A 19798-nucleotide genomic window follows, 5' to 3' on the forward strand; every position below is an offset into this window, starting at 1 on the left:
TGCGCTAGATATGAGGCAAACGGGTGGCAGCCGTACCGGCTACCACCCGTTTTTGCTGGACATATGTTGCGTAAATCGTTTTGTTGCAGCATTCTGTGCACTCGAATTTCGGAAGTGCGGGGAAAAACGCGAACCTCCTGAGCACACCGCCTTTTTAGACTCTCGCGACCTGCGGTTTTGTTGTAAATAAAGCCGGTCTGGTCGGCGAAACCCGATTTTTCCCCGCACTTCCGAAAACAGCGGTTCAGCAGCGCCAAAAAATGCCCTCAAAATCGAGAGATAATGAACATATGTAGCCGTTCGCCGCAAATTACCGTCCGTTTATGGAACCCACCCTCAGCGCGCGTCATCCTTACGGTTGAATAAATACACATCCATGGAATTACGTAAGAGAGGACTGTTCCTATGAGCTACAAGACCGTTTGTGTTGCCGGTGGCGGCGTGTTGGGAAGCCAGATTGCCTTTCAGGCTGCCTACTGCGGCTTCGATGTGACGATCTGGCTGCGCAGCGAGGGCAGCATCGGCCGCACTCAGCCCAAGATCGATCATGTGCGCGAGGAGTACATCGCGGCTATCGAGGGCATGGCGGACGGCACGGGCGAGTGGTGTGCCGGTATCGCCGATAGCGACCAGCCCTTCGACAAGGAGGCGGCGCTCGCCGCCGTCGAGCGTGCCTACTCCACACTCAAGCTAGAGCTCGATCTTGCCAAGGCAGTGGCCGACGCCGATCTGGTTATCGAGTCGATGGCCGAGGACACCCAGGCAAAGATCGACTTCTACAAGAAGCTCGCCCCGGTTCTCCCGCAAAAGACTGTTGTCGTGACGAACTCCTCCACGCTGCTGCCGAGCACCTTTGCCAAGTACACCGGCCGCCCCGAGAAGTACCTGTCGCTGCACTTTGCCAACTCCATCTGGAAGAACAACATGACCGAGGTCATGGCTCAGGACCAGACCGACAAGCGCTATTTCGATGAGCTCGTCGACTTCGCCAACGACATTCGCATGTTGGCACTTCCTGTCAACAAGGAAAAGAACGGCTATCTGCTCAATTCCATGCTGGTGCCGTGGCTGCTTTCGGGCCTTGATCTGTACGTTTCGGGCGTCAGCGACCCCAAGAGCATCGACCTCGCATGGACGCGCGGCACTGGCGCGCCCAAGGGCCCGTTCCGCGTGTTCGACACCGTGGGCATCCAGACGGCCTACAACATCGTCATGCAGTATCAGAAGGTGCCGGGCTTGGTGAGCCCGCTGCTCAAAAAGATGATGATGCCCTACAACTTTAAGGCTATGGCATCCGTCCTCAAGCAGATGCTCGACGAAGGCAAGCTGGGCGAAAGCTCGGGCGAGGGTTTCTTCAAGTACTAAAAAGATTCCTCGGCAACATTGAGAAACGTATCTTTTGCATTGTCAGTGCGCCGCATGGCCCGTGTGCCATTTTGGCGCCTGACGCAAATGCAACTGATGCGTGGGGATAGAGGGGGAACGGCAATGGATCGGCAAATCGTGCTTAAGCAGGATATCCTCGACGCGCTCTCCGCCGTCGGTATGTGCGCGGGGCAGACGGTTATGGTCCATTGCTCGCTCAGCGCACTTGGATATGTGTGCGGCGGCGCGCAACCAGTGATCGAGGCGCTGCTCCAGACGGTGGGCGAAACCGGCACCGTCATGATGCCGACGCAATCATGGAAAAACTTGGACCCCGCAAGTGGTGTTCATTGGCAGGAACCCCAAGAGTGGTGGCAACTGATTCGCGATAACTGGCCTGCCTACGACAAACGCATCACGCCCACCAACACGATGGGTGCGGTGGCTGAGATGTTTCGCACATGGCCAGGAACGCTCAGGAGCGATCATCCGGCGCGTTCGGTGGCGGCAAACGGTGCACGTGCCCAGTTCCTGACGGAGAACCATGACTTAAGCAACATCTTTGGCGACGGGTCGCCCATTTCGCGTCTGTACGATCTGGACGGTTACGTTTTGCTCGTAGGCGTGGGCTACGACAAGAACACGTCGCTGCATTTAGCAGATGCCCGTGCGCAATACCCCGGCAAGCATGATTGCGTGGAGCACAGTGCAATTATGGAAAACGGTCAGCGCGTGTGGAAGGAATACCGCACGCTCTTTGTCGATGGCGAGGACTTCGATGAGATCGGTGCTGCCTTTGAGCGGGAATGCAGGGTTCACACCGCGCCGCTTGGCAACGGGACGATTCGCTTTATGCGTCAGCGTGAGCTCGTCGATTTTGCCGTGAGCTGGATTGAACGTCATCGCGGTCGCGCCGAGCCCCATCGCGGCTCCCGCATCACGCCACATCGAACTCCACGCGATCGAGTTCGGGTACGTTGAGGTCGATGAGCTTGCGAGCGACGTGGCGGTCGTGTGCCCCGAGCGCCTCGCTTGTCGTCACATGGGCGACAATCTCGCGCTCGACGATGCCCCTCTCGTCGCCTTCGGTGGCCGAGGTCTCGACGGCGACGGTGTAATCCTTAAAGCCCGGCAGTACCGCGGCAAGCTCGCGCGTGGTTTCGGTGACGCCGTAGCCGTCCTGCACGCCGGCTTGCGCCGAGCCAATAGACCCCGCCGTCATAACGATGCAGGGGATGGCAAAGACTACCGTGCCTACAATGATGCGGCGGCGCACCTTGCGTGACAGCTCGTCGACCTCGGCGTTTTCTTCAGCAGTCACAATACCGTCGCCGTTGAGGTCACGCTTGAGCGGTACACGTAAGAGAAGCAATACGGCTTCGGCCGCCAGCGCGATAAAGACCACGTTGATGCCAAACTCGTAAAGCGCCGAGAGAAACAGCGACCCGCTTGCGATGGCGATGCCATAGCCCGCCGCGCACAGGGGCGGCATGAGCGCGGTCGCCACGGCCACGCCGGCGATAAGCGTGGCAGGTTCCTGGTCACGCGAGTTGCCCAGCCCGCCCGCAAAGCCGCCCGCGAGCGCGACGGCAAGGTCCCACACAGTGGGTGTCGAGTTGTCGATGATGGCGGCCGTGGTGGTGCCAAGGGGCGAGAGCTTAAAATACAGCGTGGACGTGATCAGACAAAAGGCCATCTGTAGCGCGAGGCCGGCGACGGCCTCGACGGCAATCTCGCGGTCAAGCGTGGCGATGCCATATGCCATGGCAAGGACCGACCCCATGAGTGGGCAGATGAGCATGGCGCCCACGATGGCAATGTCCGAGTCGATATCGAGGCCGATGCTCGCGATGAGCATGGCGATGATGAGGATGCATAAGTGCGAGCCGGTCAGCCGCGCCCCGTTTACAAAGCGCTTGCGAATCACGTGATAGGGCGCGCGACCCTCGCGAATGTTGAATGCGCGCTTTAGGAAGCGGCCGGTGTTCTCCAGGGCCTCACTATGGGCAGGTCGAATGCCGTGGCGCCGGTGATGGCGTTTGCGTAGTCGCTTGATCTGTTGTTTGTCGAGTTCCATGTCCACCTCGTATTGCCGCAGGAACGCGGGTGCGCTCGCAGCATGTACTCTACACCGTGGCGGGCGGGGTGGTCATCTTGACGTGAAACTTAGACGAGCAGGTAAGGGGGACGTCAAATGCGGTTGCGGCCGAGTGTGTCGACAGATACAGAGCGCGGGGCCGGATGGTCTCTGACCCTGCGCTCTGTACGGGTACGTTGTTGTTGGGTTTAGCCCAGCAGACTCAGGCCGACGGAGACAAACGCCAGGATAACGCCGACGATGGACTCGCCGCCCAGCAGGCCGCTGGCAACGACCAGGCCCTGCTCCTGGAAGGCAGCATCCTCGGCAGCCTTCTCTTTGCCCGAAAGACCGGCAGTGGCGTCGCGGTGGGCGGCCCACTTGTCGTAGGCGAGCTTGACGCAGGAGCCCAAGAAGGCCGTGAGCGACATGTAGAACGGCAGGTACACGCCCAGACCGATCATCATGGCCGGAATGCCGAGCCAATACATGACGATGCCGGCGATAAAACCGCCTGCGAACCACGGCACGCTCGGGATGCCCGAGACCATGGTGGCGACTACGCTTGCCTGCGCGGCCACAAAGCTCTTGACGGGACCAAAGGCGTCCGGACCATAGGCGGTGACGAGCGCGACCATGACGGCGGCAGCGACCAGTGCGCCCACGATGCCGCCGATGGCCTGGCCGATCCACTGTGCGCGCGGGTTGGTGCCCAGCACGGCGCCGGCCTTAAAGTCGTTCATGACGTCGCCCGCAAGGCCGCACGCCACGGCCACGATGCCGGCGATAAAGAACAGCTTGACCTGCGCAAGCTGCGCGAAGGCCGCTACGATGAGCATGACGATGAGGCCAAAGATCTCCATGGGGTCGATACCCGTCTGACCGCAGCTCTGCGCACTCATGATGGTGGTGACAAAGGTGAACAGCGTGACGATGACGGCTGGGACGGGGCCAAGGTCGAGCGCGATGGCGATGATCACGGCCATGGCGGCGCTGCCCAGGCCGATGATGCCGGCGTCGAGCTTAAGCGAGCCCGAGATGAGCGACTGCTCGTCGGTATCGGTGGAGCTGTCGGCGGCAAGACCGCGGACGATACCGGCGACCTGCGGCAGGATGTCTTTAAGGACGACGGCGACGCCAAAGCCCATCATAAGGCCCATACCTAAGGACTTGACGATACCCTGCGCGGTCACAATATCGAACAGGCCGGCAGCGGTGCCGCCGACGATAATGCCAAAGTTGCCCAGCAGCGCGCCGGCAAACCAGAAGGCGACGGGGGCAAAGCCCACCAAAAAGCCGATGGACAGCAACATGGGCGAGTTGTAGATGGCAAAGGTCACGCCGGGGATATTGAGCGTGCACAGCATGCTGGGCACCACGCCCAGGGCGTCGCGCAGCACGCTATAGATGCCTGCGATGGCCATGGAGCCAAAGAGCTGCTTGCCGGTCTTGCCGCCAGCCTCGGTAGCACGCAGGGTCTGGGCTGCGGCGTTGCCGGTGGGAAACTCCAGCGCGGCGTCCACGATAAAGTGACGGTGGATGAGCGCCGTTGCCAGAAGGCCCAAGATGGTGCCGGCGAGCGCCACGATAAACATGTCGAGCCAGCTGATCTGGTCGGCATAGCCCAGCATCCAGGCGCCCGGGATGGTAAACGCCAGGCCGCCGGCGACCATGGCACCCGCGGACATGATGGTGTGGGTAACGTTGGCCTCGTTGAGGCTGGCATTGCCCATGAGCTTAAGGAAGAACAACGAGATGACGGCAGCGAAAATGATCGGCCAGGGGAGGGCGCCCATCTTGAGGGCCGTGTAGGCCGAGCTTGCCGTGATAATCACGCAGCCAAGGACGCCGATGACGACGCCGCGCAGCGTGAGTTGACCGCGCATAGAGGTGCGGTTCGAGGGATTGCCCATATAGAACTCCTTTGCGTATATCCGCTTCCCCCGCAAGCGCCGCTACGGATACGGCGCGGGAAGTCGGGTTACCAAGGGCCGCCGCGTGAGCTCGCGCACGACCGCGCATCAGTATAGCGGCAAGGTAGTCATTTTGGGACGGGGCTATTTTAGCTACCCTTTGACAGACGACGAATTATCTGGGATTGGGGCAAATATCAACCGACATATTGGGGTAGCTAAAATAGCCCCGTCCCAAAATGACTACCTGGGATGGCTGGTTCGGGTAGGCGATATACTGCTGGGCAGACGAAAGGAGCGCCGACGATGCTTAATGGGTGCGCATATATATTGACGGTCGACGTGGGCAACACGTTCATTCGCTTTGGCCTGTTTGCCGAGGATTCGGCCGCGGCGCAGGAATGTCCGCTTGCGACGTGCGAGATCACCACGCCATCGAGCATCACAGCAGACGAGGCGCGCATGCGTCTCGCGCGGGTCATGGCCGCACTGGCGGCCGATGCGGGCATGCCGGGTGCGCTTGTGCCCGCGGCTGCTGTGTTGAGCTGCGTGGTCCCGGCGCTCGAGCGCCCGTGGAAGGTAGCGCTTTCCCGTACCTGCACGGGGCGCGTGCTCACCGTGGGGCCGGGACTTAAGACCGGCATGCCCGTGCATTACGACGACCCGGCCGAGATCGGTCCCGATCGCATCGCCGACGCCGTGGCGGCCCGTGCCGTCTACGGCTCTCCGTGCATCGTGATCGACCTGGGCACTACGACCAATATCGAGGTCATCGATGCACGCGGAACCTTTGTCGGCGGTGTTATCGCGCCGGGGCTGGCGCTCGGCGCTCGCTCGCTCTCGGCCGCTGCGGCGCGCCTGCCGCAAGTCGAGCCCTCGGCACCCACGCATGTGATCGGTCGCAACACGCGCGAGGCCATGCGCTCGGGCGTGGTCTTGGGCGAGGTGGCCCGTATCGACGGCATGCTCGACATGGTGCTTGCCGAGATGCGCTCGACCAAGGCGGCAGGCGAGGGCAGCGTGCCCATTGTCATCACCGGCGACGATGCCGAGGCGCTCGCGGCGTTGGTCGGCCACAGCCTGACGGTAGACGACGCGCTGACGCTGCGGGGTCTCGCCGAGCTGTACCGCATCAACCAAAAGCCTCGCCGCGCATAAAGCCAAGGACGTCGGCGCCGGGAGAAACAGCCCCACCTTTCACCTGCTACAATGGGCCAAACTATTTCGATTTCGGAGGTGTCTGCCATGTCGGACGATCTTCATCAAACCGCGTCGGGCAAGCGCCGCGACGTTATTAGCTGGGACGAGTTCTTTATGAGCGTGGCAATCGCCGCGCAGCGCCGCAGCAAGGATCCCAATACGCAGGTGGGCGCGTGCATCGCCAGCACTAACCACCGCATTCTTTCGGTGGGCTACAACGGTACGCCCTCGGCGCTCAACGACGACTTTTTCCCGTGGGGCACGAGCGATGACCCGCTGCAGGACAAGCATAACTACGTAGTTCATGCCGAGGCCAACGCCGTGCTCAACTACCGCGGCTCGCTCAAGGACCTTGAGGGTTCCACGGTCTACGTCACGCTGTTCCCGTGCCACGACTGTGCCAAAATCCTGGCGCAGGTAGGTGTGGGCGAGGTTGTCTATCTGGACAATAAGTACGCCGACACCGACGACGGCCGCATCAGTCGCCGCATTCTCGACTCCTGTGGCATTAGCTTCCGCCAGGTTATCGTCGATGTCCACATTGGTACCGGGGAACAAACGCAGCAGTAGCGGCAGCGTGTACGAGCGCCGGGCGTTGGCAAAAGCGGCTAATTAAGCCCCGTTCCAAATTGACTGTCAAATTAACTGCTCGTGAAAGTCGTGTCCGCGCGCATGGACGGCTCGCGAGCGGGTACATGGCTGTAGTAACATAGCTCTGTCCGCGGGCGCGCCCGCGTTATTGTGAGAAAGGAGCCCCTGTGGCTGTTAACGAAGAGCTGCTTAAGAAGGTTCTTGAAGAGATTCGCCCCAACCTGCAGGCCGACGGCGGCGACATGGAGTATATGGGCGTTGATGACGAGGGCGTCGTCAAGCTGGAGCTTCAGGGCGCCTGCGCCGGTTGCCCCATGAGCGCTCTGACGCTTTCCATGGGCGTCGAGCGTATCCTCAAGGAGCACGTGCCCGGCGTTACGCGTGTCGAGCAGGTCAATGCCTCCGGCGAGGTCGAGGATCTGTACGACGAGTATGCGCCGTTCTGAGAAGCGAAAGCTGCGGGCGATGTGCTCCGCATAGACGTCATGCCCAAATGTGCGGCTGCGAGCGAAAGGCCCGCGGCCGCATTTGTATGTAGGGAACAGGGGGACCGATATGCTCAACGACCTCTACCATATGCTTGATCCTGTCGCCATTTCGGCGGGGCCCATCACCATCTACTGGTACGGCTTGGCCTATGTGGTCGGAGCTCTGCTCACGGCGGTCGTCATGTACCGCACGCAGCGTCGTTGGGGTTTTGACATTACGGTCGACGACCTGATGAGTGTCGTGGTTGGTGTGGTCTTTGGCCTCATCATTGGCGCCCGTCTGTTCTACGTCATCTTTTACGGTGACGGCTACTACTGGGCGCATCCGCTCGAGATCTTTGCCACCAACGAAGGCGGCATGAGTTTCCATGGCGGCCTGGTGGGCGGCATCATCGGCGGCGTGCTCGTGTGCCGCATGTACAAGCTCGACGCCTGGACCATCGCCGACCTTGCCGTTATCGGTGCTCCGCTGGCCCTGTGCCTGGGGCGCTGCGCCAACTTTGTCAACGGCGAGCTGTGGGGCAAGCCGACCGATTTGCCCTGGGGCGTGATCTTTGGCGGCACCGCGGGCGATATGCCGCGCCATCCATCCCAGCTCTACGAGGCATTTCTCGAGGGCATTGTGCTCTTCTGCATTCTGCAGGTGCTCAGCCGCAAAAAACCGCTGCTGCCCCAGGGTACGTTTATGGGTGTGTTTGTGATGGGGTACGGCATTGTCCGCTTTTTCGTTGAGTTCGTGCGCGTGCCCGATGCCCAGCTGGGCTATCTGTTGGGCGGCGTCATCACCATGGGCCAGCTGCTGAGTTTGCCGCTCGTGATTGCCGGCCTGGCGCTCATCATTTTTGCCCTCCGTCGCAACCGTCCCCAGCGCATCTATCTCGACGCCTAACCACCACATACCACCACAAAGGGGACAGGCGCCTTTGTGGCGGTTTTGCCAGGCAACGATGACAGAACCGTAACGTTTCCCCAGATAAAACCTGCCAAAATAAACCTGTCCCTTTTTGGCAGGTTTCTAGAAAGGCTTTTCGGACTGTGAAGGATTCCGATCTCTCCACAACGGCTGCGCGCGACGCCGCCCGCATCGTTTGGTTTAAGCGCTATCCCGCCAAGCAGACGCTCGTCGCATTTTTGCTCGCCCTGCTGGCGACTACGGCGTTTTCCATCGATCCCGCCCCGGTGTCGAGCAACGCGGTCCTGGCGATCGATCCAAAGGCGACGGGCATGCTTTACGTGTGCTACGAGGTACTCCTCTCATTTGCCGGCCATACCGACGCTGTGATGCTGCTCGCGCTGGCCTGCCTGCTCACGCTGCCGTTTCGCTATGTGTTCTTTGGCCGCGGTGACGCTTGGCGCCCCTCGGTCGTGCTGCCATCGCTGTTCTTTGCCGTCTGCATGGTGTTCGGCCGCAGTTACGACCTCACCGATTCGGCCGAGATTGTGCTGGGCGACAAGGCGCGCGTTATCTGCGCCTGGATTGGCGGCGCGGGCTGGATGCTTCTGGCGATTGTGTCCTTCTATCTGGCTTTTGAGTTTTTGGATTGGTTGAGTTCCCGCCGCATTCCGTTTTCGGAGGCGCATTTTGGCCGCGTGTGGCGTGTTACCCACGCCGTGCTCTCGGTCCATCCTTTTGTTGGGCCGTTTCTTGTGCTCATGATTGTCTGGGCGCCCACGCTTATCGCCTCGCTGCCCGGCCTCTTTATGGGAGATACGGGCGCGCAGATCCGCCAATGGTTCAACTACCCCAACGGCACGAGCGACTACCTGCGCCTGCTTAACCCCAACGTGCTGCTCAACGGCCATCATCCGGTGGTGCACACGGCCATCATCGGCTCGTGTGTGCAACTGGGGCTTTCGCTATTCAATAGCGCCAATGCGGGTCTTGCCATCTACACCTGCGCCCAATTTGTCATCACGGCCGCCTGCGTGGCCTATTCCATATCGTCGCTGCGCAAGCTGGGCGTGAGCCTGCCGGTCCGCGGCGTCATCTTGCTGTTCTTTGCGTTTATGCCGATGTTCTCCAACTACGCGGCGCTGCTGACCAAAGACGTACTGTTTGCCGATGCGTTTCTGGTACTGCTCGTTCAGACCGTCAAGCTCGTGGCATGTGGCCTGCCCCGTCGCGATGTCAATGCCGAGCGCGCGGGCGAGCGCACGCCTGTGCTCTTTGCGCGCCACGACTGGCTGTTGCTCGTGCTGGGCGCCATAGGCTCCACGTTTTTGCGCAATGGCGGCCTGGTCTTTCCGTTGGCGGCCTGCGTGATTGCGGCGGCGTTTTGCGCCTGGGACGCGCATGTGGCCCGTCGCGTGGTCAAACAATCTGGCGTCGCACCCTCATGCGCCACGCCGCGCTTCCGCTGGGCCGGCGTTCTCGCGGTGCTCGTGCTCTGCCTTGTCTCCAACATGTACTTTACCAAGGTCTTTATGCCCGCGCACGATATCACGCCGGGTTCCAAGCGCGAGATCCTCTCGATTCCGTTTCAACAGACGGCGCGCTTCGTCCAAAAGCACGACGGCCTTAATTCGGGCGTTAACCCCAAGGTCAAAGACGACGGCACGATTGAGGAAGCTCCCTGCGACGGTCTGGTGACCGATAAGGAACGCGCTGCGATCGATCGGGTGCTTAAGTACGAGAATCTGGGCCGCCGTTACAACCCCGACAAGTCGGATGCCGTAAAAAACTGTTTTAACGAGTACGCCTCGCAGGAGGACATCAAGGCCTATTTTGAGGTGTGGGCCCAGATGTTCAAAAAGGATCCCGAGTGCTATATCTCGGCGCTCATCAATAACTACTACGGCTACTTTTATCCGAGTGCCCGCGATGCGTGGGTCTACAGCACGGCGCGCAGTGCCGAGATCATGGCGAAGCCCGATAACCTCAAGTACTTCGACTTCCATCCGGTCGATAGCAAGGTTGTGCGCTGGTGCGACCACCTGATCAACCTGTATCGCGTGGCAGTACAACGCATCCCGTTTATCTCGCTCACCATGAGCTCGGCCACCTATGTGTGGATCATGATCGCTGTGGTGGTCTATCTGCTACGTCGTCATTCGTGGCGCGGGCTGGCCATTTGGGTGCCGCTGCTGGGCGTGCTCGCCGTGTGCCTGATCGGTCCCTGCAACGGCTCGACCTACATGCGCTACCTGTATCCAGTCATCGCCTGCATGCCCTTCGCCATCGGCGCCACCATCACCCGCAGCGACCTTCTCTGGTTCTAACTTGGTGCAAAGGGGACAGGTTACTTTGCACCAAGGGGCTGCATCATCACGACGCCTTCATTTTGGGGTTTATCTCGCAGGCCACTAGGTATATCATAACGACGTTTGTTTATATTGCCCGAGCATCTGCGCTGGGCTTTAGGTCGAAACCGATAGGAGACACGTATGTCCGGACACTCTAAGTGGGCCACAACCAAGCATCGTAAGGGCGCGCAGGACGCCAAGCGTTCCGCCCTCTTCTCCAAGCTGAGCCGCAACATCACCGTTGCTGCCCGTCTCGGCGGCGACCCGCTGCCCGAGAACAACGCCAGCCTCGCCGCTGCCGTTGCCAAGGCTAAGGCTCAGTCCATGCCCAAGGACAAGATCAAGTCCGCTATCGACAAGGCCTTCGGTTCGGGTGCCGATGCCGCCGTCTACGAGAACATCGTGTACGAGGGCTATGGTCCCGCCGGCGTTGCCGTCTACGTCGACTGCCTGACCGATAACCGCAACCGTACCGCCGCCGATGTCCGTTCCGCCTTCTCCCACGCTGGCGGCAACCTGGGCACCTCCGGCTCCGTCGCCTTCCAGTTTGAGCGCAAGGGCCAGATCGTCGTCGCCAAGGAGATCCTGGACGAGAACGCCAAGAAGGAGACCATGATCGCCAACGGTGCTGCCGGTGACGAGGAAGAGTTCATGATGGCTATCGCCGAGGCCGGTGGCGACGACTACGAGGACGCCGGCGAGGAGTGGATCGTTTGGACCGCCGCCAACGACGTCATGGCTGTTTCCAAGGCGCTCGAGGAGCAGGGCATCCAGGTCAAGGGCTCCGAGACCACCATGGTTCCGACCACCCCGACCGAGGTCTCCGGCGCCGATGCCAAGAAGGTCCAGCGCCTCATCGACCGTCTCGAGGAGCTCGACGACGTTCAGGATGTTTACAGCACCATGGACATGACCGACGAGGTCATCGCTGCCCTCGAGGAGGAGTAGCGCCTGCACGGGTTAAGCTGTGCATATCTGGGCATAATGAAGCGAGCATACAAGCCTCGTGGAATAGATGAGCCGGATCCGCGTGCGTATGGCACCGGACCCGGCTCTTTTATAATGATGCGAATCGTTTTGCATTCTGTGGACCGAAACCTGAAGGGAGCGCGCGTGCGCGTACTCAAACGAGCCCTAGCAATCGTGTACCTTGCCGCCGCCATCGTGGCGCTGGGCACGCTTGTCTGCCAGTTCTGGGGACCGTATACGTATCGCTTTATGCTGCTGTTGCGTGACACCATGCCTCGCGTCGTCGTTACGGTGTGCGCCGCCATCGTGGCACTTGGCGTGCTCATCGGGTTTTTCCGCCTGATGTTCGCGCGTCGCGAGCCGTCCTGCGTGCATCCGGCGGGGGAGCGCAACATCGAGGTCACCCTCGCAGCGCTTTCCTCGTGCGCCCGTGCCGCGGCGGAGTGCGATGATCGCGTGATGGTTGAGCGTATCGAGGCACGCGTTCAAGGCTCCGACGAGTCGCGCGTTCGTTTTAAGGTCGAAGCCATCGCGCTCGACGATAAGGACGTTGCCGCTCTTGCCACCTCAATGCAGCAGCGCATCGAGAAGGCCTGCGACACCATGCTCGGCACGCCGGGCACGACCGCGCGCGTCCGTTTTTTGCCGTCCAAGACTACCGTCCAGACCGTGGAGGTTTCCGGTGAGTGATACTAATCAAGACAAGACCGTCCGCACCCCGCGCCTGACGATCGACCAGAACGCTACGCCGGCAGGCGAGTCCGCCGACACCAAGCCCGAGGCCGGCGAGCAGCACGACAGCGCCGCCAACGACTTTGACGAGGCCATGGGTCTCATCAAGGGTACGGGGGCGGCCATCTGGAGCTATGCCGTCCGTCATCCCAACACCACGCTCGGAGCCGTCGCTGGTTTTGTGCTCGCCGTGCTGGTGCTCACGCTCGGCCTGTGGGACACACTCGTCATCGCATTCTTTGTGCTGATCGGCGCCGTGATTGGCCAGATCCGTGACGGCGAGAACGGGATCGTCAACTTCTTCGGCCGTCTGTTTAGCGGCCGCTAGTATGTATTCGACCGCCGCGTGTGCGGTGGGCATAAGGAGGAACCATGGCTTTTAACACGAAGGTCGATGTGGCCGATACCGAGCTCGAGGCAGACGAGACCGTTGCCGCCGAGGCTGAGGACGTAACGCTCGAGGACGGGGCGCTCGTCGAGGCCGAGCCCGCCGACGATGCGGACGAGGATGATGAGGAAGCGGACGAGTCCGAGGATTCGCTGACCTATTCCAACGGTGTGATCGAGAAGATCGTCGCCATGGCCACCCGCGAGGTGCCGCACGTCCTGGGCATGAAGGGCAACCTTATGCACTTTGTGCAGGAGCAGTTTGGTGCCGAGAACCTGACCAAGGGCGTGACGGTCGAGGTCACCGATGACAACCGCGTGGTCGTCAACATTTCCGTCATTATCGAGTACGGCGCCTACGCACCCGCGATTTTCGACGACGTTAAGGCGCGCGTGACCGAGCGTCTGGCCGCGATGACCGGCCTTGAGGTGGCAGGCGTCAACCTGCGCATCGAGGATGTCATCACCCCCGAGGAGTACGAGCACCGCACCAGCCAGCACGAGTAACCTACCAAATAGGGACAGGTTTGTTTCGATAGGTTGTACCTGCGAAAACGCTAAACGGTCGACCGCGCAAGCAAAAGTGCGGTCGACCGTTTTCTATATGCCCCCGATGTAGGCATACCGCTCGTCTAACTAGGGGTTGCAATCTTCGCGCTCCGCGTTACCCTAATGGGCGCATTGTTTCCAAATTGTTAACGAGGGGTTGCCGTAATGGCCGACGAGCACGAAACAGAAAGCAAGGCATGGGCGATTGAGGCCGCTGCGGCAGAGGCGGCATCGCGTGCCGCCGAGGAGGTGCATCGTCCTCCCGTGGTGCCGATGGAGCGCGTGGTCGATCGCGCCGATATCGAGCGCGGCGAGCGTGCCGGTCGCAAGCGCAGCCAGGAGCCGGGCTTCCCGCGCTTTTTCGCCGAGCTCAATCTGGGCCTGATCCTCACGGCGTTCGCCATCGTGGCCTTTAAAACCCCCAATCACTTTGCCTTCGGCGGAACCTCGGGCGTGTCGGTCATTCTTTCCACGCTGTTCCCGACTCTGCCCGTCGGCGTCTTTATGTGGATCATCAATGCGGTTCTCGTCGTCTTGGGCTTTATCTTTTTGGAGCGCAAGGCAATCCTGTGGAGCGTTTTTGCCTCGTTTGCGCTTTCGGCCTACGTCTCGCTGTTTGAGCTCTTCATTCCGACGGATGTTTCGATGACGGGCGATATGTGGCTCGACCTGTGCTTTGCCGTTATCTTGCCGGCGCTGGGCAGTGCCATCGTCTTTGATATTGGCGCCTCGACGGGCGGCACCGATATCCTTGCCATGATCCTCAAGCGTCGCACGACGCTCGAGATCGGACGCGCCTTGCTACTGGTCGATATCGGCATCGTGACCATCGCGGCCTTTTTGTACGGTCCGCGCGTTGGCCTGTACTGCGTGCTCGGCCTGTTTGCCAAGACGCTTGTGGTCGACAAGGCCATCGAGAGCATTCACTTGCGCAAGGTCTGTACGATTATTTGCTCCGAACCGCGCAAAGTCGAGGAGTTTATCGTCAAGCATCTCAACCGCACGGCAACGATCAGCCGCGGCTACGGTGCCTTCTCGGGCAATTGCGTCACAGTGATTATGAGCGTGTTGAGCCGTCGCGAGGCAGTGCAACTGCGCCGCTATACCCGCGATATCGATCCAGATGCGTTTATCACGATCGTTGACAGCTCCGAGATCGTGGGCAAGGGCTTCCGCGGCACGAACTAGCGCGGATATACCCTTCGAACCATTGAATAAAGCCGCCTACGTTTCAAATCGGTCATCTTGGGGTATTTGTCCCCACATTGCGCGATAATGTTGCCAAAGACGTCGTTTGCGATCCAGGTGATTCGCTCTAGATACGAAGGGATGATTTCGATGTTCTGTTCGCAGTGTGGCGCCCCCATGGGCGATAACGACAAGTTCTGCGGCGTGTGCGGTGCCCCTAATACCGAGGTCAAGGCCGCCGGCCCCGCTCCCCAGGGACAGTCTCAGCCCCAGCAGTTTGTTCCGCAACCGCCCGTGGCGAATGCGCCAAAGGGCTGTGTGGCTCAGGCGTTCCAAGACATGACCAAGACTCCGGGCGTGCTGCAGCGCGTGTGCCAGATTGCTTTTTTGCCGGCGCTTATCTGTGTCGTGTCGGTGCTCGTGCTGTTCATTCCCGTTATCGGCGGTATTGCAGCTGCTATCGGCTTTTTGGCCGCCTGCGTGGCGAGTGTGTGCGGTTCGGGCTTTGGCATCGAGTGGGGTCGCGACCTGTCGCTTAAGATCGATGACGGTATGGATCGTCCGTTGATGCGTTCCACATCGTTTGGCCTCGGGGTCTTTTCGAGCGTTATTTCGGTCGTGCTCGAGATTATCGCTGCCATTCCCGTTATTGGTGTAGTGCTTTCGCTGGTGGAGAGCGTGGTAATTGGCGCGGCGGGCTCGTATTCGTATTACGGCTCTTCTGCGCTCGAGACTGCGCTGTTTGGCTCGCTTGGCCTGCTTGTCCTGGCTATGATTGCCACGGCGGTCCTGGGAGTCTTCTTTAAGATGTTCGCCGATATCGCCGTGATGCACTTTGCGGTGACCGGTCGCGTCGAGAGCGCGTTTTCGCTCGACAAGGTCTGGGCGGCCTTTAAGAACAATAAGACCAAGCTGTTCTGCGCTTCATTCCTTCCCGAGTTTTTGACGGGCCTGGTCGCCAACGTTGTCACATGGATCTTGACGGCGGTCTTTGGCGCCATTGCCTCTGTCGGTATGTATAGCTACTACTATCGTCCTACGGGTATTGAGGCAATTGTTAGCGGCGGTGGCATCTCACTCGTGCTGTTCCTGGTGCTGATCGCTTTCGTCACCGTATTTCTAACGGTCTTTGGCAAGATGCTCAAGCACCGTGCCGTTGGCTATTGGGTCGCACGTTATGCAAGCGAGTGGGCCGACGAGGATAAGGACGACGTCCTGACGTTTGTATTGCCCTTCGAGAAGAAGTCCGCTCCTTCGGGTTACAGTGCTCCGGATGTCGCGCCTGAGCCCGAGCCTGAGTCTGTCCCGGGATCTGCGCCGGAGTCCGAGCCCACGACGGAGCCCGAGCCCACGACGGAGCCCGCGCCAAGCTCCGACGAGGACCCGCAAGACGAGTAGCCCTGTCACCTGCCATTTGGGGACGGGATAGAAATGGTAGAAATAGTGCTTGACGAATGAGCGGGGGCGGACGTGTCGAAACGTCCGCCCCCGCTTTGACATCGCGATGTGGCTACGGCTGCGAGATGGTCGCGATTCGACTACTCGTTGTGCTTCTCCTCGTGGCGAGCGGCGGCACGGGCATCGTGAATGCCCTTGATGGCGGCATGGCGGGCGGTACGGGCGTCGTGCATGGCGTCGCGGGCCTCGGCGGCTGTTGCCTTGGCAGAGCGCAGTTTGGCGGCCAAGTCGGGATTGGTCTCGGCAACCGCGGCGATAGCGGGGCCGTCGAGCTCCTCTTGCGTGGGCTCGGCCAAAAAGTCGATAGCATACTGAGCGGCTACCATGGAGCCCTTGGCGAGCACGCTCTCGTCGATCTTATAGAAGCAGGAGTGCTGGGCATAGGTGGCGCCGATCTGGGGGTTGCGCGTGCCCACAAAGGCAAGCACACCCGGTACACGGCGCAGGTACTCCGAGAAATCCTCGCCCGAAAGCGTGCCGCGATAATGGCCTTCGCCGGCTGCACCCAGACACTTGACCACGGCCTGACGACAACGCTCACTCGAGGCGACGTCGTTTTCGACCTTGTAGTTGGCGATGGTGTAGTCGGTAAGTTCAGCCTCGGCGCCCAGGGCCGCCGCAGTGTGCTCTACGATGCGGCGCATGAGCTCGGGCATTTCCTCGTGCGTCGAATCGCCATAGGTGCGCACCGTGCCGGCGAGGTAGGCGGTACCGGCGATAACGTTGCGCGCGGTGCCGCCGTGCAGCTCGCCGACGGTAATGACGGCCGGCTCGTAGGGGCTGATCTCGCGCGAAACGATGGTCTGCAGGGCGTTGACGATCTCGGCCGCCACCATGACGGCGTCGTGGCCGCGCTGGGGCATGGCGCCGTGGCACGAGGTCCCGCGGACATCAATGCGGAACCAGTCGGTATTGGCCATGCGCGGACCGGGCTCGCAGCTTACGGTGCCGGCGTCGACCTCACTCCAGATGTGTGCGGCGTAGGCGCCATCGACGCCGTCGAGCACACCCGTGCCGATCATGAGTTTGGCGCCTTGGCCGTTTTCCTCACTGGGTTGGAAGACGATGCGGACCTCGCCGTGGATGTCGTCGGTCATATGGCGCAGGATCTGCAGCGTGCCGAGCATCATGGCAATGTGGCAGTCGTGGCCGCAGGCGTGCATGCAGCCCTCGTTGACGCTGGCGAACTCCTCGCCGGTCTGCTCGGTGACGGGTAGGGCGTCGATATCCGCGCGCAGCAGGATGCGGCGGCGCGGCGTGCCGTCCTCGCGGTAGGCGTCGGGTGCGGTGCCGCGAAGGGTCGCCACCAGGCCCGTCTTAAGCGGGCGCTCGTAGGGGATATTCATGGCGTCGAGCTGGTTGGCGATGTCAGAAGTCGTGCGCTCTTCGGCGAGGCTCAACTCTGGGTGCTTATGGAAGTGCCGGCGCTGCTTGATGATGTAGGGCTCAAACTCGGCGGCGATATCTTGGATGGCTGCGGTGACGTCATCAGCCGCGCGGGCCTCGGTCGCTGCCATAATCTGCTGTGCCTTGGTCTTCGTCATGGTCGATTTGCTCCTTGCTGGTTTATCGCAAAATCGTACAGGCTCTTTCCAGTATGCCACCTGCCACTTGGGGACGGGGCAGAAATGGTAGAAATGGATACCTCCGTAACCTTGACAGGTCCAAATTGCTTGTGCACGCAGCCTTGGATGCGGCTTTCAAGCTTGAAATCTACCATTTCTACCCCGTCCCCAAGTGGCAGGCGGGGCCGTTGGGGTTGGGAAAGGTGCCGTTTACCGCTTGACGTTTTGCAGCTGTGGCGGTGGAGTACACTCGGGGGTGTTGAATTTCCTGCCAGAGATGGGGATGCCCATGCAACATATCGATCGGATTATCCGCTCTAAGAACGTCTTTACCTCGCAAGACGGCATCGATACCGCCCGTGAGCTGGCGATTGCCATCGCAGGCGACCGTATCGTCGCAGTCGGCAAGCCCGATGACGTGATCGCCGCCGCGCCTGCCGCCACGCCGGTTATCGACTACGGCGAGCAGTTTGTCTGCCCCGGTTTCCATGACGCTCATCTGCACTTCTTTCATACCTCGGTCGGTTCCTCGCCGTATATGCTCATGGATGGGGGCACGTCCGAGGTGGCGCTGGTGCAGCACGTGCTCGAGTTTTCCCAGGATCTGCCCGACGACGCTTGGGTTGTGACGCAGGGCTGGCGCGACTACCGTTGGGACCCGCCCGAGCATCCTACCAAGGCGTCGCTCGATGCGGTATTTCCCGATCGTCCCTGCGTTATGTACTCGGGCGACGGCCACACGCTGTGGCTCAACAGTCGCGCTCTCGAGGCGCTCGGCGTCACGCGCGATAGCGAGCCGCCAGCGGGCGGCAGCTACGACAAGGACGCAAACGGTGAGCTCACGGGCATTGCTCACGAGGCGGCCGCCATGCAGCTGTTGCCGCGCTGCCTTGAGTGGCTGGGCGAAGATCGCATCGCAAGCGCTTACGCCGATCAAATGAGGCGCATGGCCGAGCAGGGCATCACCTCTATCTGCGACATGTCGCTCATGCCCATGCCGGGCTGCGATTTTATCCGCGACGACGTCTACGACAAACTGCAGACAGCCGGCAAGCTGGGCATTCGTGCCCATCTGTTCCCCACGCTGCTGGATGACCAGTCGCGTCTAGAAGAGCTGCAGGCACGTTACGCGAACAACGCACTGCTTTCGGCGCCGGGCTTTAAGCAGTTCTTTGACGGTGTGTCGAGCGAACATACGGCATATCTCACCGAGCCCTATACCAACCCGCGCTTCCCGGGCGACCAAGGCCGTCTGACGGTTTCCGCCGAGCGCATGCGCAAGCTGGTTCTGGCGGCTGCGGAGCGCGGCCGCGCCGTGCGCATCCACGTTATCGGCGACGGTGCGATTCATGCCGCGCTGGATATCTTCGAGGAAGCCGCCGGTCTGTACGGCCTGCCCCAGCACGGCCACAACACGCTCGAGCACCTGGAGAACCTCCTGCCCGAGGACATCGACCGCCTGCGCAAGCTCAACGTGGTCGCCTCGAGCCAGCCCTGCCACATTACGCTCGACCCGGGTGGACCGGAGCGCGATTTGGGCTTGGAGCGCAGCCGCATCATGTGGCCGTTCGCAACCTATAAGCAGCGCGGCATTCGCCAAGCCTTCGGTACCGACAGCCCCATCACGCCCGTTACCAGCATGGACGTGCTCTACACGGCTATCACACGCCAGGACCCCAAAAGCCACTGGCCCGAGGGCGGCTGGTTGCCGAGCGAGCGCATCGACGCGGCAACGGCTTTGCGCAACTACACCTTGGGCAGCGCCTATGCGGCAGGTGACGAGCAAAACCTCGGCAGTTTGGAGCCCGGCAAGTATGCTGACCTGGTAGTCTTGGATCAAAACCCGCTCACCGTTGACCCCCAAGAGCTGCAAGCCACCAAGGTTCAGGCCACCTACCTAGCCGGTAACCTCATCTACGAGCGCTGATGCTCATGCCGTGTCGTTAAACGCGGCCCGGGCGACTTATTTTGGGATGGCGCTCGAGCCACGTCTGCATATCGGTGGGGACTCGTTATGAGCGTCCCTGCTCTGCCGGATTTGTGCGTGGGGTGGAGGCGCTGCTGCCCCGCGCG

Annotated in this window: 17 protein-coding genes; 14 read left to right on the forward strand and 3 right to left on the reverse strand. The window is 61.0% G+C overall.

The genetic code is table 11. The features are described 5' to 3' along the window. Nucleotides 1-405: 405 nt before the first annotated feature. On the forward strand, nucleotides 406-1365 hold the full coding sequence (locus ACQRAJ_RS02740; protein ID WP_427747665.1) for a 3-hydroxyacyl-CoA dehydrogenase: 960 nt from the start codon (nucleotides 406-408) through the stop codon (nucleotides 1363-1365). Between the two features lie 123 nt (nucleotides 1366-1488). Then, nucleotides 1489-2346, forward strand: coding sequence for an aminoglycoside N(3)-acetyltransferase (locus ACQRAJ_RS02745; RefSeq protein WP_427747666.1), 858 nt, complete (start codon nucleotides 1489-1491; stop codon nucleotides 2344-2346). On the opposite strand, the gene ACQRAJ_RS02750 is transcribed toward ACQRAJ_RS02745, so the two are convergent. Together ACQRAJ_RS02750 and ACQRAJ_RS02755 are read right to left on the reverse strand one after the other, a co-directional pair. After that, on the reverse strand, nucleotides 2303-3442 hold the full coding sequence (locus ACQRAJ_RS02750) for a DUF389 domain-containing protein (RefSeq protein ID WP_427747667.1): 1140 nt from the start codon (nucleotides 3440-3442) through the stop codon (nucleotides 2303-2305). The genes ACQRAJ_RS02745 and ACQRAJ_RS02750 overlap by 44 nt on opposite strands. A 209-nt stretch (nucleotides 3443-3651) precedes the next feature. After that, nucleotides 3652-5355, reverse strand: a complete 1704-nt coding sequence (locus tag ACQRAJ_RS02755; protein WP_427747668.1) for an OPT/YSL family transporter — start codon at nucleotides 5353-5355, stop codon at nucleotides 3652-3654. A gap of 306 nt (nucleotides 5356-5661) precedes the next feature. Here ACQRAJ_RS02755 and ACQRAJ_RS02760 point away from each other — a divergent pair, with 306 nt between their 5' ends. The 11 genes from ACQRAJ_RS02760 to ACQRAJ_RS02810 all read left to right on the forward strand — a co-directional run bounded on the left by ACQRAJ_RS02760 (nucleotide 5662) and on the right by ACQRAJ_RS02810 (nucleotide 16100). Next, nucleotides 5662-6513: a type III pantothenate kinase gene (locus ACQRAJ_RS02760; protein WP_427747669.1), complete on the forward strand. Its 852-nt coding sequence runs from the start codon at nucleotides 5662-5664 to the stop codon at nucleotides 6511-6513. An 87-nt stretch (nucleotides 6514-6600) separates the two neighbouring features. Beyond that, a complete protein-coding gene (locus tag ACQRAJ_RS02765; protein ID WP_154514829.1) occupies nucleotides 6601-7125 on the forward strand; it encodes a deoxycytidylate deaminase in 525 nt (174 codons plus the stop codon). A gap of 188 nt (nucleotides 7126-7313) precedes the next feature. Next, entirely contained in the window at nucleotides 7314-7592 is a 279-nt protein-coding gene (locus ACQRAJ_RS02770) for a NifU family protein (RefSeq protein ID WP_427718265.1), read from the forward strand. A 109-nt stretch (nucleotides 7593-7701) separates the two neighbouring features. Continuing rightward, nucleotides 7702-8523 (forward strand): prolipoprotein diacylglyceryl transferase, encoded by an 822-nt coding sequence (lgt, locus tag ACQRAJ_RS02775; protein ID WP_427747670.1) that lies wholly within the window; start codon nucleotides 7702-7704, stop codon nucleotides 8521-8523. Between the two features lie 146 nt (nucleotides 8524-8669). Then, the gene (locus tag ACQRAJ_RS02780) at nucleotides 8670-10853 is read left to right on the forward strand and encodes a DUF6020 family protein (RefSeq protein ID WP_427747671.1); all 2184 of its coding nucleotides are present in this window, start codon (nucleotides 8670-8672) and stop codon (nucleotides 10851-10853) included. A 165-nt stretch (nucleotides 10854-11018) separates the two neighbouring features. After that, complete coding sequence (locus ACQRAJ_RS02785) at nucleotides 11019-11825, forward strand: YebC/PmpR family DNA-binding transcriptional regulator (protein ID WP_154514825.1); 807 nt, start codon at nucleotides 11019-11021, stop codon at nucleotides 11823-11825. A 165-nt stretch (nucleotides 11826-11990) separates the two neighbouring features. Beyond that, entirely contained in the window at nucleotides 11991-12536 is a 546-nt protein-coding gene (locus ACQRAJ_RS02790; protein WP_175406071.1) for a hypothetical protein, read from the forward strand. Then, nucleotides 12529-12906, forward strand: coding sequence for a DUF2273 domain-containing protein (locus tag ACQRAJ_RS02795; protein WP_427747672.1), 378 nt, complete (start codon nucleotides 12529-12531; stop codon nucleotides 12904-12906). The genes ACQRAJ_RS02790 and ACQRAJ_RS02795 overlap by 8 nt, the downstream gene beginning before the upstream one ends. A 44-nt stretch (nucleotides 12907-12950) precedes the next feature. Continuing rightward, a complete protein-coding gene (locus ACQRAJ_RS02800; RefSeq protein WP_154514821.1) occupies nucleotides 12951-13472 on the forward strand; it encodes an Asp23/Gls24 family envelope stress response protein in 522 nt (173 codons plus the stop codon). Between the two features lie 207 nt (nucleotides 13473-13679). Continuing rightward, nucleotides 13680-14702 carry a YitT family protein gene (locus ACQRAJ_RS02805; protein ID WP_427747673.1) on the forward strand — a complete coding sequence of 341 codons (1023 nt, stop codon included), beginning with the start codon at nucleotides 13680-13682 and terminating at the stop codon, nucleotides 14700-14702. Nucleotides 14703-14852: 150 nt separating this feature from the next. Then, a complete protein-coding gene (locus ACQRAJ_RS02810; RefSeq protein WP_427747674.1) occupies nucleotides 14853-16100 on the forward strand; it encodes a DUF4013 domain-containing protein in 1248 nt (415 codons plus the stop codon). Nucleotides 16101-16240: 140 nt separating this feature from the next. Here the strand turns inward: ACQRAJ_RS02810 and ACQRAJ_RS02815 are convergent, their stop codons facing one another. After that, a complete protein-coding gene (locus ACQRAJ_RS02815; protein ID WP_427747675.1) occupies nucleotides 16241-17704 on the reverse strand; it encodes a M20 family metallopeptidase in 1464 nt (487 codons plus the stop codon). A gap of 304 nt (nucleotides 17705-18008) precedes the next feature. On the opposite strand from ACQRAJ_RS02815, the gene ACQRAJ_RS02820 reads away from it, so the two are divergent. Then, entirely contained in the window at nucleotides 18009-19652 is a 1644-nt protein-coding gene (locus ACQRAJ_RS02820) for an amidohydrolase (RefSeq protein WP_427747676.1), read from the forward strand. The last annotated feature ends 146 nt before the right edge of the window (nucleotides 19653-19798 follow it).

The organism is Collinsella sp. SGI.184 (assembly GCF_050313415.1).
Taxonomy (GTDB): domain Bacteria; phylum Actinomycetota; class Coriobacteriia; order Coriobacteriales; family Coriobacteriaceae; genus Collinsella.

Excerpts from the sequence above, each read along its gene's own strand:
- ACQRAJ_RS02740 (WP_427747665.1), top strand. The coding sequence starts at position 406 with ATGAGCTACAAGACCGTTTGTGTTGCCGGTGGCGGCGTGTTGGGAAGC.
- ACQRAJ_RS02745 (WP_427747666.1), top strand. The coding sequence starts at position 1,489 with ATGGATCGGCAAATCGTGCTTAAGCAGGATATCCTCGACGCGCTCTCC.
- ACQRAJ_RS02750 (WP_427747667.1), bottom strand. The coding sequence starts at position 3,442 with ATGGAACTCGACAAACAACAGATCAAGCGACTACGCAAACGCCATCAC.
- ACQRAJ_RS02755 (WP_427747668.1), bottom strand. The coding sequence starts at position 5,355 with ATGGGCAATCCCTCGAACCGCACCTCTATGCGCGGTCAACTCACGCTG.
- ACQRAJ_RS02760 (WP_427747669.1), top strand. The coding sequence starts at position 5,662 with ATGCTTAATGGGTGCGCATATATATTGACGGTCGACGTGGGCAACACG.
- ACQRAJ_RS02765 (WP_154514829.1), top strand. The coding sequence starts at position 6,601 with ATGTCGGACGATCTTCATCAAACCGCGTCGGGCAAGCGCCGCGACGTT.
- lgt (WP_427747670.1), top strand. The coding sequence starts at position 7,702 with ATGCTCAACGACCTCTACCATATGCTTGATCCTGTCGCCATTTCGGCG.
- ACQRAJ_RS02785 (WP_154514825.1), top strand. The coding sequence starts at position 11,019 with ATGTCCGGACACTCTAAGTGGGCCACAACCAAGCATCGTAAGGGCGCG.
- ACQRAJ_RS02800 (WP_154514821.1), top strand. The coding sequence starts at position 12,951 with ATGGCTTTTAACACGAAGGTCGATGTGGCCGATACCGAGCTCGAGGCA.
- ACQRAJ_RS02805 (WP_427747673.1), top strand. The coding sequence starts at position 13,680 with ATGGCCGACGAGCACGAAACAGAAAGCAAGGCATGGGCGATTGAGGCC.
- ACQRAJ_RS02810 (WP_427747674.1), top strand. The coding sequence starts at position 14,853 with ATGTTCTGTTCGCAGTGTGGCGCCCCCATGGGCGATAACGACAAGTTC.
- ACQRAJ_RS02815 (WP_427747675.1), bottom strand. The coding sequence starts at position 17,704 with ATGACGAAGACCAAGGCACAGCAGATTATGGCAGCGACCGAGGCCCGC.
- ACQRAJ_RS02820 (WP_427747676.1), top strand. The coding sequence starts at position 18,009 with ATGCCCATGCAACATATCGATCGGATTATCCGCTCTAAGAACGTCTTT.